The 13,263-nt window shown below is 71.1% G+C and carries 12 protein-coding genes; 7 read left to right on the top strand and 5 right to left on the bottom strand.

The genetic code is table 11. The features are described from left to right. Nucleotides 1–76: 76 nt before the first annotated feature. The 4 genes from tatA (at nt 77) to lnt (ending at nt 5,207) form a co-directional block, all read left to right on the top strand. Nucleotides 77–331 carry a Sec-independent protein translocase subunit TatA gene (gene tatA, locus DC432_RS09240; protein ID WP_108319931.1) on the top strand — a complete coding sequence of 85 codons (255 nt, stop codon included), beginning with the start codon at nt 77–79 and terminating at the stop codon, nt 329–331. A gap of 63 nt (nt 332–394) precedes the next feature. Next, entirely contained in the window at nt 395–1,156 is a 762-nt protein-coding gene (gene tatC / locus DC432_RS09235) for a twin-arginine translocase subunit TatC (RefSeq protein ID WP_116537660.1), read from the top strand. Beyond that, the gene (locus tag DC432_RS09230; RefSeq protein ID WP_116537642.1) at nt 1,153–3,636 is read left to right on the top strand and encodes a DEAD/DEAH box helicase; all 2,484 of its coding nucleotides are present in this window, start codon (nt 1,153–1,155) and stop codon (nt 3,634–3,636) included. The genes tatC and DC432_RS09230 overlap by 4 nt, the downstream gene beginning before the upstream one ends. After that, the gene (lnt, locus tag DC432_RS09225) at nt 3,633–5,207 is read left to right on the top strand and encodes an apolipoprotein N-acyltransferase (protein WP_207770788.1); all 1,575 of its coding nucleotides are present in this window, start codon (nt 3,633–3,635) and stop codon (nt 5,205–5,207) included. Before DC432_RS09230 ends, lnt begins: the two co-directional genes overlap by 4 nt. 120 nt (nt 5,208–5,327) lie before the next feature. On the opposite strand, the gene DC432_RS09220 is transcribed toward lnt, so the two are convergent. After that, the gene (locus DC432_RS09220) at nt 5,328–5,699 is read right to left on the bottom strand and encodes an RNA polymerase-binding protein RbpA (RefSeq protein ID WP_108319929.1); all 372 of its coding nucleotides are present in this window, start codon (nt 5,697–5,699) and stop codon (nt 5,328–5,330) included. Between the two features lie 93 nt (nt 5,700–5,792). Continuing rightward, nucleotides 5,793–6,605 (bottom strand): glycerophosphodiester phosphodiesterase family protein, encoded by an 813-nt coding sequence (locus tag DC432_RS09215; protein WP_116537641.1) that lies wholly within the window; start codon nt 6,603–6,605, stop codon nt 5,793–5,795. 197 nt (nt 6,606–6,802) lie between these two features. On the opposite strand from DC432_RS09215, the gene DC432_RS09210 reads away from it, so the two are divergent. Continuing rightward, nucleotides 6,803–7,567 carry an SDR family oxidoreductase gene (locus DC432_RS09210; RefSeq protein WP_108319925.1) on the top strand — a complete coding sequence of 255 codons (765 nt, stop codon included), beginning with the start codon at nt 6,803–6,805 and terminating at the stop codon, nt 7,565–7,567. Between the two features lie 2 nt (nt 7,568–7,569). Further along, complete coding sequence (locus DC432_RS09205) at nt 7,570–9,540, top strand: alpha/beta hydrolase family protein (protein ID WP_116537640.1); 1,971 nt, start codon at nt 7,570–7,572, stop codon at nt 9,538–9,540. Between the two features lie 49 nt (nt 9,541–9,589). Here DC432_RS09205 and DC432_RS09200 read toward each other — a convergent pair whose 3' ends face one another. After that, on the bottom strand, nt 9,590–10,138 hold the full coding sequence (locus DC432_RS09200) for an HdeD family acid-resistance protein (protein ID WP_116537639.1): 549 nt from the start codon (nt 10,136–10,138) through the stop codon (nt 9,590–9,592). A gap of 84 nt (nt 10,139–10,222) precedes the next feature. Next, the gene (locus tag DC432_RS09195; protein ID WP_116537638.1) at nt 10,223–11,152 is read right to left on the bottom strand and encodes an AEC family transporter; all 930 of its coding nucleotides are present in this window, start codon (nt 11,150–11,152) and stop codon (nt 10,223–10,225) included. Nucleotides 11,153–11,316: 164 nt separating this feature from the next. Here DC432_RS09195 and DC432_RS09190 point away from each other — a divergent pair, with 164 nt between their 5' ends. Beyond that, nucleotides 11,317–12,090 (top strand): dienelactone hydrolase family protein, encoded by a 774-nt coding sequence (locus DC432_RS09190; RefSeq protein ID WP_243393083.1) that lies wholly within the window; start codon nt 11,317–11,319, stop codon nt 12,088–12,090. Between the two features lie 127 nt (nt 12,091–12,217). Here the strand turns inward: DC432_RS09190 and DC432_RS09185 are convergent, their stop codons facing one another. Then, the gene (locus DC432_RS09185) at nt 12,218–13,186 is read right to left on the bottom strand and encodes an alpha/beta hydrolase family protein (RefSeq protein WP_116537637.1); all 969 of its coding nucleotides are present in this window, start codon (nt 13,184–13,186) and stop codon (nt 12,218–12,220) included. Nucleotides 13,187–13,263 lie beyond the last annotated feature (77 nt).

Here is a 13,263-nt window from a genome sequence, read left to right as displayed (position 1 = left end):
CACCGATCCGCGCGCCGGAGCGTGGGGGAGGCACGCGGGTTAGACTGAAGTCTCCCGACAACGACGAGGAGTCCTCATGCTCGGCAACCTCACCGGATGGCACCTTCTGGTCGTCCTCGCGGTCATCCTGCTGCTGTTCGGTGCCGCCAAGCTCCCCGCGCTCGCCAAGAGCATGGGGCAGTCCGCTCGCGTGTTCAAGAGCGAGATGAAGGAGATGAAGCGCGACGACGAGGTCGCCGCGCAGTCCTCCGAGTCGCCGCGCCCCACCGAGCCCGGCACCGCGTCGACCGCCGCGCCCGAACCGCGCAGGTCGACCGACCCCACCGTCTAAGCCGTGGCGACGGCAGGGCCGCCGCGCATCGACGTGCCCGAGGGGCCGCGGCGCGACAAGCGCATGTCCATCGGCGCGCATCTCGTCGAGCTGCGCAAGCGCCTGATGATCGCGGCCGCGGCGCTCATCGTCGGCATGGTGATCGCGTTCATCATCACCGACCCGATCATCCACCTCATCACCGAGCCGATCCGCGAGATCGCCGCGCGGCGAGGAGACGACTTCTCGGCGCTCAACTTCACGTCGGTGACCTCGGCGTTCGACCTGCGCATGCGCATCGCCTTCTCGATCGGCATCTTCCTGTCGGCGCCGGTGTGGCTCTGGCAGATCTGGGCGTTCATCATGCCCGGGCTCACGCGCAAAGAGATCCGCTACACCGTCGGGTTCGTGGCATCCGCGGTGCCGCTGTTCTTCGTCGGCTGCTGGGTGGGCCTGCTGATCGTCCCCCACGTGATCGAACTCATGTGGGGCTTCACCCCCGACGGCGGCGTCAACTTCTACAACGCCACCGACTACTACGACTTCGTCTTCAAGCTGCTCATCGTCGTGGGCGTCTCGTTCGTGCTGCCGGTGTTCCTGGTCGCGCTGAACGTCGCGGGCGTCATGAGCGGCATGGCGATCCTGAAGGGCTGGCGCGTGGCCATCCTCATCGCGACCGTGTTCGCCGCCCTGGCCACCCCGGCGGCCGACATCGTCAGCATGGTGATGCTCGCCGGCATCCTGGTGGTGCTCTTCTTCGCCGCGGCCGGGGTGTCGATGCTGTTCGACCGCCGTCGCGCGCGTCAGGCGGCCGCGTCGGAGATGCCCTCGGGGCCCATCGCGTGAGCTCCCCGAGTCCCGCGGAGCGTTTCGCCCGCGCCCGTGCCCGCACGTCGCACCCGCACACGGCCGACTTCGCCGAGATGCAGCGGTTCGAGCTCGACGAGTTCCAGATCGCCGGATGCCATGCCCTCGAGGACGGGCGGAGCGTGCTCGTGGCCGCGCCCACCGGCGCCGGCAAGACCATCGTCGGCGAGTTCGCGATCCACCTGGCGATGCTCGAGCCGGGTGACAAGGCGTTCTACACCACGCCCATCAAGGCGCTGTCGAACCAGAAGTTCCACGAGCTGCAAGAGGTCTACGGCGACGACGAGGTCGGACTGCTCACCGGCGACACGAACATCAACGCCTCGGCGCGCATCGTCGTGATGACCACCGAGGTCCTGCGCAACATGCTCTACGCCGATTCGCCGGCGCTGCGCGGACTGCGGTTCGTGGTGATGGACGAGGTGCACTACCTGGCCGACCGCTTCCGCGGTGCGGTGTGGGAAGAGGTCATCATCCACCTGCCGCCCTCGGTCAAGCTCGTGTCGCTGTCGGCGACCGTGTCGAACGCCGAGGAGTTCGGCGATTGGCTCGACACCGTGCGGGGCGACACCGAGGTGATCGTGTCCGAGACCAGGCCCGTGCCGCTCGAGCAGCACGTGCTCGTGCGCGGTGACCTGCTGCCGCTCTTCGACGACCGCGCGGGGGTGGCGACCGCGCAGGTCAATCAAGAACTGCTGCGCATCCGCGGTGGCAACGCCGGCGGGTACGACAACAACCGCCGCGCCCAGGAGTACCGCTCGCAACGGCACGCCGGCGGCCCGCGCCACGCCCACCAGCGACGCGGTGGCCACAAGCCCGTCCGCGCCTCGCACGGCCCGCGCATCGAGCGCATCGACCGGCCCGAAGTCGTCGAGCTGCTGCAGCGCAGCCACCTGCTCCCGGCCATCTTCTTCATCTTCAGTCGCGCCGGGTGCGACGCGGCGGTGCAGCAGCTACGACGTGCCAACGTGCGGCTGACCTCGGCCGAGGAGCGCGAGGACATCCGTCAGATCGTCGACGAGATGACCTTCACCCTCAAAGACGAGGATCTGGCGATCCTGCACTTCTGGGAGTGGCGCGACAACCTCGAGAGGGGCGTCGCGGCGCACCACGCGGGACTGCTGCCGGCCTTCAAAGAGGTCGTCGAGGAGCTGTTCCGCCGCAAGCTCGTCAAGGTCGTCTTCGCCACCGAAACCCTCGCCCTGGGCATCAACATGCCCGCGCGCACCGTCGTGCTCGAGAAGCTCGAGAAGTTCAACGGCGAGGCGCGCGTCGCCATCACGTCCGGGGAGTACACCCAGCTCACCGGCCGCGCCGGCCGCCGCGGCATCGACGTCGAGGGCCACGCGGTCGTCCAGTTCACCGAGGGCCTCGACCCGCAATCCGTGGCCGCCCTCGCCTCGCGCCGCACCTACCCGCTCAACTCGAGCTTCCGGCCCACGTACAACATGGCCGTGAACCTGATCGACCAGTTCGGCCGCGGCCGCGCGCGCGAGATCCTCGAGTCCTCGTTCGCGCAGTTCCAGGCCGACCGCTCCGTGGTCGGTCTCGCTCGTCAGGTGAAGGATGCCGAGGAGTCCCTCGCCGGGTACGAGCAGGCCATGACGTGCGATCGCGGGGACTTCCGCGAGTACTCCACGATCCGGCGCGAGCTGAGCGACCTCGAGAAGATCAACCGTCGCGACGCCACGGCCCCGCGCCGCCTGCGCGACGAGCGGCAGCAGCAGATCCAGTCGCTCCGCAAGCGGATGCAGCGGCATCCTTGCCACAACTGCCCCGACCGCGAGGCGCACGCGCGCTGGGCGGAGCGGTACTGGAAGCTCAAGCGCACCACCGACAAGACCCGCCAGCAGATCGACCAGCGCACCGGAACGGTCGCGCGCGTGTTCGACCGGGTCGTCGAGGTGCTGGCGACGCTGGAGTACGTGGCGATCGAAGACGACGGCACCACGGTGCTCACCCGCGCCGGTCGCACGATGCGTCGCATCTACGGCGAACGGGATCTGCTCGTGGCCGAGTCGCTGCGGCAGGGCCTGTGGGAGGCGCTGGACGCCCCCTCGCTCGCGGCGCTGGCGTGCTGCCTGGTGTACGAGCCGCGGCGCGACGAGGCCGGACCGGGGGAGCGCGGTCTTCCGCGCGGGGCTTTCCGCGGCGCCCTGGACGCCACGCACACCCTCTGGCAGGAGCTCGACGACCTCGAGCGCGACCACCGCCTGCCCGGTTCGGAGTCGCCGGCGCCGGGACTGGCGCCCGCGATGCACGCCTGGGCCCGCGGTCTGCCGCTGGACACGGTGCTGACGCTCGCCGACATGGCGGCGGGCGACTTCGTCCGCTGGGCCAAGCAGACCATCGATCTTCTCGATCAGATCTCGCTCGTCGCCGAGCCCAAGCTGGCCAAGACCGCGCGGACGGCCCTGGATGCCGTGCGCCGCGGCATCGTCGCGTACACGTCGGCATGAGCGGCGGAGTGACCACCGCCGCGGACCGCACGCCCGTGGTGCCGGCGGGGCGCCCGCTGGTGCGGCTCGCTTTCGCGGCTCCCCTGTCGGTCGTGGCGGGTCTGCTGATGGTGACCGCGTATCCAGCCCTGGCGTGGTGGCCGATGGCGTTCCCGGCGACGGTCCTGGCCCTCGTGGTGCTGGTGGGGCGGCGCTTCTGGTCTGCGGTGCTGATCGGGCTGCTGTTCGGGTTGGCCTTCTTCTCGGTCAACCTGCTCTTCACGGCGCGCTATCTCGGACCCGTCCCGTGGGCGGCGCTGTCGGTGCTCGAGTCGCTGCTGACGGCCGTGTTCGCGGTGCCGATCGCCCTGGCGTACCGGTGGATGCCACGCGTCGCCCCCGGGCGCGCGGGGCGCCTGGTGCTGCTGCCCGCTCTGGTGGCGGGGCTGTGGACGCTGCGCGAGCAGATCGTCGGGTCGTGGCCCTACGGCGGGTTCCCGTGGGGGCGCATCGGGGTCTCGCAGGTCAACGGTCCGTTCGCCGAGGTCGCCTCGTGGGTCGGCATGTCGGGGCTGTCGTTCCTCGTCGTGCTCCTGTGCGCGCTGCTCGTCGAGGTCGTGCGCGGGGGCGCCTTCCGGCGCGCGACCGGGGCGATCCCCGCGGCCGTGCTGCTCATCGTGCTGCTGGTCGTGCCGCAGTTCCCCACCGCCGACGCGGGGTCGCTGCGCGTCGGCGCCGTGCAGGGCAACGGGCCCGCGGGCTACTTCGACCAGAAGACGCGCGGAGCCGTGCTGAACGCGCAGCTGACGGCATCCGCCCCGCTCTTCGGGCAGCGCATGGACGTGCTGCTCTGGCCCGAGGGGGGCGTCGACTCCGACCCCACCGCGAACGCGTCGACCTCGGCCGTGCTGCAGGAGCTGTCGCGCCGCGTCGACGCGCCGCTGCTCATCTCGGCGGTGACCGAGCGGGGGAGCGAGCTGTTCAACTCGTCGCTGCTGTGGACGCCCGAGGGGCAGGCGGGGTCGACGTACGACAAGCGGCATCCCGTCCCCTTCGGCGAATACGTTCCCGACCGGGCGTTCTGGGAACCGTTCGCCCCCGACCTCATCGGCCTGATCGGCCGCGAGTACACCCCGGGCACGGCGAGCCCGCTGATCGATCTGGACGGCGTGGGCGTGGGCCTGGCGATCTGCTTCGACGTCATCTACGACGACGTCGTGTGGGACGGCGCCGACGCCGGCGCCGAGGTCTACATGTTCCAGACGAACAACGCCGACTTCCGCGGAACCGACGAGAACCTGCAGCAGCTCGCCTTCGCGCAGATGCGCGCGATCGAGACCGGGCGGTCGGTGGTGAACCTGTCGACGGTGGGGACGAGCCAGGTCATCGCCCCCGACGGCGCCACGCTCGACGCCCTGCCCATCGACACGGCGGGGCACATGCTCACCGACGTGCCGCTGCGCACGGGACTGACCCCCGCCGTCGTCCTCGGGCCCGCGATCAAGATCGTGCTCGGGTGGGGGAGCCTGGCCGGTCTGCTCGCGGCGGGTGTGCTCGCCGCGGTGCGCGGGCGTCGACGCGCGGCGCGCTGAGCCGGCTCCGCAGGCGCTGCGCGGGCGTCGCCCGTTGACGCGCCGATCCCCCGACGCGGCCCGCAACGACGAAGACGCCGGCCCCTCGGGGCCGGCGTCCAGGTCTTCGACTCTCGTCGGTCAGGCGCTGAGCTTCTCGTTCCCGGCGCCACGACGGGCGCGGACGAAGGCGAGGCGCTCTTCGAGCAGCTCCTCGAGCTCGGGGATGGTGCGACGCTCCAGGAGCATGTCCCAGTGCGTGCGGGCGGCCTTGTCGCCGGAGTGGTCGACGGTCGCGGTGCCGTCGCCGATGCGCAGCAGGGCCTCTGCGCCGCACGTGCGGCACTCCCAGGCCTCGGGGACCTCGGCGTCCGCAGCGAACGTCAGGACGGTGTCGCGTCCGCAGGTGCTGCAGGTGTAGGTGTGTTGTGCACGGTCGTGGAACACGACGCCGTCTTCGCTCTGGAGGCTCTGGGCGCCGAGTCGGATGCCGCGGAGACTGCGGTCTGCCATTGTGTGGTCCTCTCGTCGGTCCCCATGTATAACGTCCGCACCTGTGCGCTTTATTCGAACCGTGCGCGTCTGAGCGCCTTTCACAGACGATGCTCAGTCAGCGCTCGTTCGCCGGTCGTTCACCAGGGCGAGGGCGGTGTCGGCGCGGTCGGTGACCAGCCCGTCGACGCCCCGATCGAGCAGCCTCTGCATGTCGGCCTCGTCGTTCACGGTCCACACGTGCACCTCGACACCGGCGGCGTGCGCGGCCCGGATGAGCCCGCGGGTCGCGACCGGCAGCGGGCCTTGGCGTTCGGGCACCTGCAGGGCGTCGAGCCCCTCGAGCGCCGCCTTGACGCGCCGCCCCTGCCGCAGCGCGACGAGGGCTACCAGGCGCGCCACGGTGGCCGAACCGGGCGAGGTGGCGGGGCGGATCTCGGCTCCCGCCGCGAACGCCGCCGCGAGGGCGGCCCGTCGGCGCTCGTCCGAGAAGCTCGTCACGAGCACGCGGTGGGCGTGCGGCGCGACGAGGCGACCGACCCCCTCGGCCGCCGCTTCTGCCTTGACGTCCAGGTTGAAGCGCACGTCCGGAAAGGCCTCGAGCGCCTGGCCGAGCGTGACGAGGCCGCCACGGCCGGCCATGAGCTCCTCGAGCTCGTGCAGGCGCACGTCCGCGATCCGGCGGGCGTCGCCCGCCACGCGTTGCAGGTCGTCGTCGTGGAACAGCACGACCTCGCCGTCGGCGGTCACGTGGCAGTCGGACTCCACGTAGGCGGCACCGGCGGCGTGCGCCTCGGCCACCGCGGCGAAGGAGTTCTCGACCACGCCCTGGGCTGCGGCATCCTCGGTCACCAGTCCGCGGTGCGCGAGCACCCGCGGGGCGTCGGGGGAGAGGTAGGGATGCCGCGAAGCGGACGGTGCGTTCATGGTCGGACCTCCGCGGCGACGCTAGCACGCGGTGCCGTGGTGCGAGGGGCCTCGACAGCTCCGCCGACGGCGTGCGGGAACCACCCGCGACTGCGCGCTGCCGATGCGGACGAGAGGGCGATCGCTAGGCTGGGGTCTTGTCGTGTGCGCCCGGATCGGCCGGCGGCATCCGATCCCCGAATCGTCAGGAGAACCCCGTGTCCCAGACCCTCCCGTCCGGCTCGCTGAGCGGCAAGACCGCCCTCGTCACCGGCTCGTCGCGCGGCATCGGCGCCGACACCGTCCGTTACTTCGCCGAGGCCGGCGCCAACGTCGTCATCAACTTCCGCAACAAGGCCCCGCGCGCCGAGAAGCTCGCCGCGCAGCTGCGCGAGCTGGGCGTCGAGGCGCTCGTGGTCGGCGCCGACCTCACCGACCCCGAGTCGGTGAAGGCGATGTTCGACGAGGTCGAGCGCACCTTCGGCGGCCTCGACATCCTCGTGCTCAACGCCTCGGGCGGCATGGAGTCCGGCATGGCCGAGGACTACGCGCTGCTGCTCAACCGCGACGCGCAGGTCAACGTGCTCGAGACCGCCCTGCCCCTGCTGAAGGACGAGGCCCGCGTGGTCTTCGTCACCAGCCACCAGGCGCACTTCATCCGCACCACGCCGACCATGCCCGAGTACGAGCCGGTCGCGCTGTCCAAGCGCGCGGGCGAGGACGCCCTGCGCGAGAAGATCCCGGCTCTCGAGGAGCGCGGCATCGGCTTCACCATCGTGTCGGGCGACATGATCGAGGGCACCATCACCGCGACGCTGCTCGAGCGCGCCAACCCGGGGGCGATCTCGGCTCGCCGCGAGGACGCCGGAAAGCTCTACAACGTGGCCGAGTTCGCCGCCGAGGTGGCTCGCGCCGCCGTCGACCCGGTTCCGGCGGACAACACCCGACTCGTCGGAGACACGGGTTCGTTCGGAGGCGAGTGAGCATGCGGCCGACCGACATCGAGACTCTGATCGGGGTCGGTCGGCCCGCGATCTCGTCGGACGCGGCGTTCGCGGTCTTCGCGACGTCGCGCCCCGATCTCGCCGCCGACCGCGCGGTGGGACAGCTCTGGCGGGTCGACCTGCCCGCGGGGCGCCCGCGCCGCCTCACGCGCGGGGTGGCGGATCGCTCTCCCCGGCTCTCGCCCGATGACGAGACGGTCGCTTTCCTGCGGCCGGACGCGAAGGGTCGTGCGCAGCTGTTCGTGGTCGACGTCTCCGGCGGCGAGCCGGTGCAGGCGACCGACCAACCCGGGGGAGTGACGGACTTCTCGTGGTCGCCCGACGGCGCGCGCCTCGCCTTCACGGCGCGCGTGCCCGAACCGGGTCGCTACGGAACGGTGGAGGGACGGGATGCCGCGGCCGAGCCGCCGCGCCGCATCACCGGCATCCGCTGGAACGCGAACGGGCTGGGCTACCTCGACCGCCCCGCCCACGTCTTCGTCGTCGACGCGCCCGCGACCGACGCGGAGCCGTTCTACGAGCCCGCGCCCGCCCTCGACGCGATCGAGAGGACGGTCGTCGCGGCTCCCGCCGTCGCGCTGACGCACGGCGCGACGGGGTGGAACGGCGTGGTCTGGACGGCCGACGGAACCGAGCTGCTCAGCGTGCCCGAGACCGTCGAGACCGCGCGGCGCGACCTGCGCGACCGGGTGGTCGCGATCGCCGTCGACGGCGGCGCGCACCGCGAGGTCCTCGGGGTGGCGCAGAACCTCTCGGTGGCGTCGGTCGACGTCGCCCCCGACGGCGCGGTGTTCGTCCTGGCGAACGACGTCGGCGACGGAGGGCTCGACTTCGTCGCGCCCGGTGTCGCGCTGTTCGCGCTCGAGGCCGACGGCCCGCGCCCGCTGAGCGACCCCGAGACGATCGACCTGGGCGAGGTGGGCAGTCACCTGTCGTTCGCCGGCGACGACGTGCTGGTGCAGGATCGCTCCCGCGGCCGCGTGCGTCTGCTCCGGGTCACGCGGGCCGGCGCGGTGACCACGGTGCTCGGCGGCGATCTCGAGGTCGGCGGCCATGCCGTGGCGAAGGGGCGGGTCGTGGCATCCGTCGCCGCTCCGGAGTCCTTCGGCGAGCTCGTCGTGATCGAGGGGCGCGAGGTGAGGTCGCTGACCGACTTCGGCGCCGCGTCCCGCGCGCGCGGCGTCGTCGTGCCGGTCGAGCACGAGATCACCGGGCGCGACGGCTACCCCGTGCACGGCTGGGTCGCGACCCCCGAGGGCGAGGGGCCGTTCCCGGTCATCCTGCAGATCCACGGCGGACCCTACGCCTCGTACGGCGTGCACCTCTTCGACGAGACGCAGGTGCTCGTCGACGCGGGTTACGCGGTTGTCTACAGCAACCCGCGGGGGAGCGCCGGGTACGGCCGCGCGCACGGGCGGTCGATCCGCCACCGCATGGGCACTCTCGACTTCTTCGATGTCATGGACTTCTTCGACGGCGTCGTCGCGGCCGATCCGCGCCTGGACGCGCGGCGGGCGGGCGTCATGGGCGGCTCCTACGGCGGGTACATGACCGCGTGGATCATCGCGCACGACCACCGCTTCGCCGGGGCGATCGTGGAGCGCGGCTTCCTCGACCCCGCGGCCTTTCCCGGCACGAGCGACATCGGCTCGTTCTTCGGCGACGAGTACGTGGGCACCGACCCGATGCTGGTCGCGGCTCAGAGCCCGATGGCCGTCGTCGACCGGGTTCGGACGCCGACGCTGGTGCTGCACTCCGAGCTCGACTTCCGCTGCCCGCTCGAACAGGCCACGCGGTACTACGCGGCGCTGAAGCGCAACGGCGTCGACGCCGAGATGCTGGTCTTCCCCGGCGAAGACCACGAGCTCACGCGCGCCGGTCGCCCGCAGCACCGGGTGCAGCGTTTCGACGCGGTGCTCGAGTGGTGGGATCGGTACCTGCCGATCGGGTGAATGACGGAGGGGCCGGATGCCACGGCATCCGGCCCCTCTTTCCGAGCTGTCACGCGACCTTGCCGAACTGGATCGCGCGTACGATCTGGAACACGCCCAGCACGATCAGCGAGAAGCCGATCAGCAGGAACAGCGTCACCGCGCCGAGCAGCGGCGAGAACAGCAGCACGACACCGGCGACGATGCTGACGATCGCGAAGAAGATCGTCCACGCGCGGGCCTTCGAGCCGTGGCCGACGGTGGTGAGCGAGACGACGCCCTCGATGATCCACAGGATGCCGACCAGCGTGCCGATGAAGACCCCCAGCCACGCGGCGGTGGCGGGCAGGTTGGCGAACGAGAACACGCCCGCGAGGATGAACAGCACGCCCAGGGCGATGTGGCCGATGCGGGCCCAGCCCGAGCGCCAGAACAGGCCGATGCCGATGTTGACCAGTCCCGCGATGATGACGTAGACGGCGATGATGCCGACGGCGACCTGGGCGGTGCGGCCCGGCCATATCAGGATGAGCAGGCCGATGACGAGCGACAGGGCGCCGCTGATGCCGAGCGCGGTGCGCAGGGCTCCGATGGCCGGATTGGTTGTGGACGTGGACATGGCGAGCCTTCCTGTGCGATTGCTGGGAGCAATCCTCACCCTAGACCCGAGGCTGAGGCTTCGCGAGCGGGACGGAACGAGCGGTCACACGGGGGAGTGGGGGACCAGCAACGCCACCCCGAACAGCACCGGCAAGCACCCCACCGTCGAGATGAAGACCACGTCGCGCGAGAGGATCTCGCCGACGCCGTAGCGCTGCGCGAAGTTGAAGACGTTCTGCGCGGTGGGCAGCGCGGCCAGCACCACGACGACGAACACCTGATCCGCGGGCAGGGCGAACAGCGTCGCCACGGCGAAGGCCAGCGCCGGCATGGCCACCAGTTTCAGCACCGACGCGATGACGACGTCGATGCGCCGCCCCGGCTCGGTGAGCACACGCTGGCCGTACAACGACATGCCGTACGACATCAGCAGCACCGGCACGCACGCTCCGGCGATCAGGTGCAGCGGATCGAACACGATCGGGGGGAGCTCGACGTCGAGCAGCGCGACGACGACCCCCAGCGCCGACCCGATGAGCATGGGGTTCTTCGCCGTCTGCAGCAGGATGCGTCCGACGTTCCGCGAGCCGGAGGTCGCGGCATCCAGGATCGTCAGCGCGATGGGCATGAGCACGAGCAGCTGGAACAGGATGACGGGAGCCGAGAACGCCGCGTTGCCCAGCATGTAGAGCGAGATCGGGATGCCGATGTTGTTGCTGTTGACCTGTCCGGCCGACAGTGCGCCGATGACGGTCTCGCCGACCGGGCGCCGCAGGATCAGCGCCGAGACCAGCACGTACATGCCGATGATGACCGCGGCGGTGATCATCGACACCGGCAGCAGCGCCGAGAACAGCGTCGCCACGTCGGCCTTGGCCAGCACCGTGAACAGCAGGAACGGCGACAGCACGTAGAAGGTGAGCCGGCTGAGGACGTGCCGCGCGTGGGGGCCCAGCAGGTCGATGCGGGCGATGACGTAGCCCACCACGACGGCCAGACCGACGACGGCGAAACCAGTGAGGATACCGCTCACGAGCCGAGCATTCGTCGGGGAGTGCGCGGGGGAGTCATCGATACGAGCGTAGCGGTGCCCAGCGGACGGCTCGGACGCCTTGTGGGTTCGCCGCGAAGCGGCCCCGCGGCGGCCGGGGCGGTCTAGTGTCCGAAGCACACCCCCGGCTGATCCTGGAGACCCTCGTGACCGCGTACGCCCCGAACCTCACCGCCATCCTCGACCGCGAACCCGTCCCCGCCGACGGGATCGTCTCGCACGACCTCGACTACGCGGCGGACGGCGTCGCCTTCCGCGGATACATCGCCCGCCCGGGCGGTGAGGGACGGCATCCCGGGATCCTCGTCGTGCACGACTGGCTCGGCGTCACCGACTACGTGCGGATGCGGTGCGACATGCTCGCGCGCCTCGGTTACGTGGCCTTCGCCGCGGACGTCTACGGCGCCGACGTGCGTCCGGGTCCCGACGAGGCGGCCGCGGTCGCCGGCGGGTTCTACCGGGACCGTCCGCTGTGGCGGACGCGCCTGACCGCCGCGTTCGCCCGCATGCGCGAGGAGCCGTCGGTCGATCCTGGGCGCACCGCGGCGATCGGCTACTGCTTCGGCGGGTCGTCGGTGCTCGAGCTGGCCCGCACCGGCGCCGACGTCGACGCCGTCGTCAGCTTCCACGGCGGCCTGCTGACCGGGCCCGAGGGCGAGGCGGCGCACATCACGGCGAAGGTCCTCGTGCTCCACGGCGCGGCCGACCCGGTCGCCCCCGACGACGCGATGCTCGCGTTCGAGAACGACCTGCGCACGGCACCCGCCGTGGACTGGCAGCTCGTCTCGTACGCGAACGCGATGCACGCGTTCACGCTTCCGGATGCCGATGCGCCCGAGCAGGGCGCGCTGTTCGACGCCCGCGCCGAGCGGCGCAGCTGGGCGGCGATGAAGGCGTTCCTCGCGGAGGTGTTCGGGTAGGGCGCGGGGCGCCGGCGCGGCCTCGCCTCCGCCTCAGTCCTGGGGCGTGCGGGCGCGGGAGAGCGACGCCGCAGGTCGTCCCGAAGCTCCCGTGGTTCCGCCTGTCGGCCGGGAGCGGGCCCATCGCTCACGAGATCGATTCGGCGTGTTCCTTGCTGATGATGACTCCCATGTCGTCCCCGCTGATCGAGAAGGCGTTGCGGGCGAGGCTCCAACTCGACTCATCGATCTGCAGCGCGGTGCGGAGGTACGCGACGCTGAGGCGCTGGAGGGCGGCGACCCGGTCGGGGTCTTCGTCGGTGGTTTCGGCGACCTCGTATCCGACGATGCCCCCGAGGCTGTGCTCGGCGCCGAACAGGGTCAGCAGGTCGGTCGCTCCGGGGCTGTATTCGTAGACGTCGGTGAACCAGTCGGGTCCGCGGCGCGACATCTTCGACTGGTCGCGATCGCCGGCGACGACGAGCGCGGGAGTGGTCAGTTCACGGAACGATGGTCGCATGAAGGGGAAGTTCGCCTGCGCGAAGGGGTGGAGGTCGTCGCCGCCGATCCCCGTGGCGGCGAGAAGTATCCCCGCCGAGATGCGATCATCCGCGAAATCGGCACCGGTGAGATGGCCGCTCTCATCGACGATGCGCGCACCGAGAAGGGACTGCGCGGTCTGCGCACCCCACGAGTGCCCGGCCACGGCGATCCGCGACCGGTCCGTCCGTCCGGTCAGACCCGGCACCGCCGCCTCGATGACGTCGAGCTGGTCCAGGATGCGCGTGACATCGGCGACGCGCTCCGTCCAGATGCGGGGGAACACGGGATGGTCGAAGCCGAACGCGTTCCGGCGGGAGTCGAGGTGCGTGGGCTGCACGACGACGAAGCCCCGGGAAGCCCAGAAAGCCGTCAGAGGGGCGTACCCGTCGAGGTTCCACCCGTTGCCGTGCGAGAACACGACCACGGGGAGGTGGCCACCGCTGACCGGCGCGGAAACGCGGACCACTAGGGGCAGCGGCCGCCCCGGAGCGGACAGGGTGACGGGAGCGACCGAGACGACAGGTGTGCCGGCGCCCACGATCGCGTCGAGAGCGGGGAGCAGGGGAGTGGGCATCGGGGGTCCTTTCGTGCGGCGCGTCTGGGATACTGATTGCGGAGCGCCGATCCGAAACATTACGGAGCAGCGTTCCG

It is taken from the genome of Microbacterium testaceum (assembly GCF_003075375.1).
Taxonomy (GTDB): Bacteria; Actinomycetota; Actinomycetes; order Actinomycetales; family Microbacteriaceae; genus Microbacterium; species Microbacterium testaceum_E.
The sequence above is the reverse complement of the archived record's forward strand: the minus strand, read 5'-3'. Positions and strand labels throughout refer to the sequence as shown.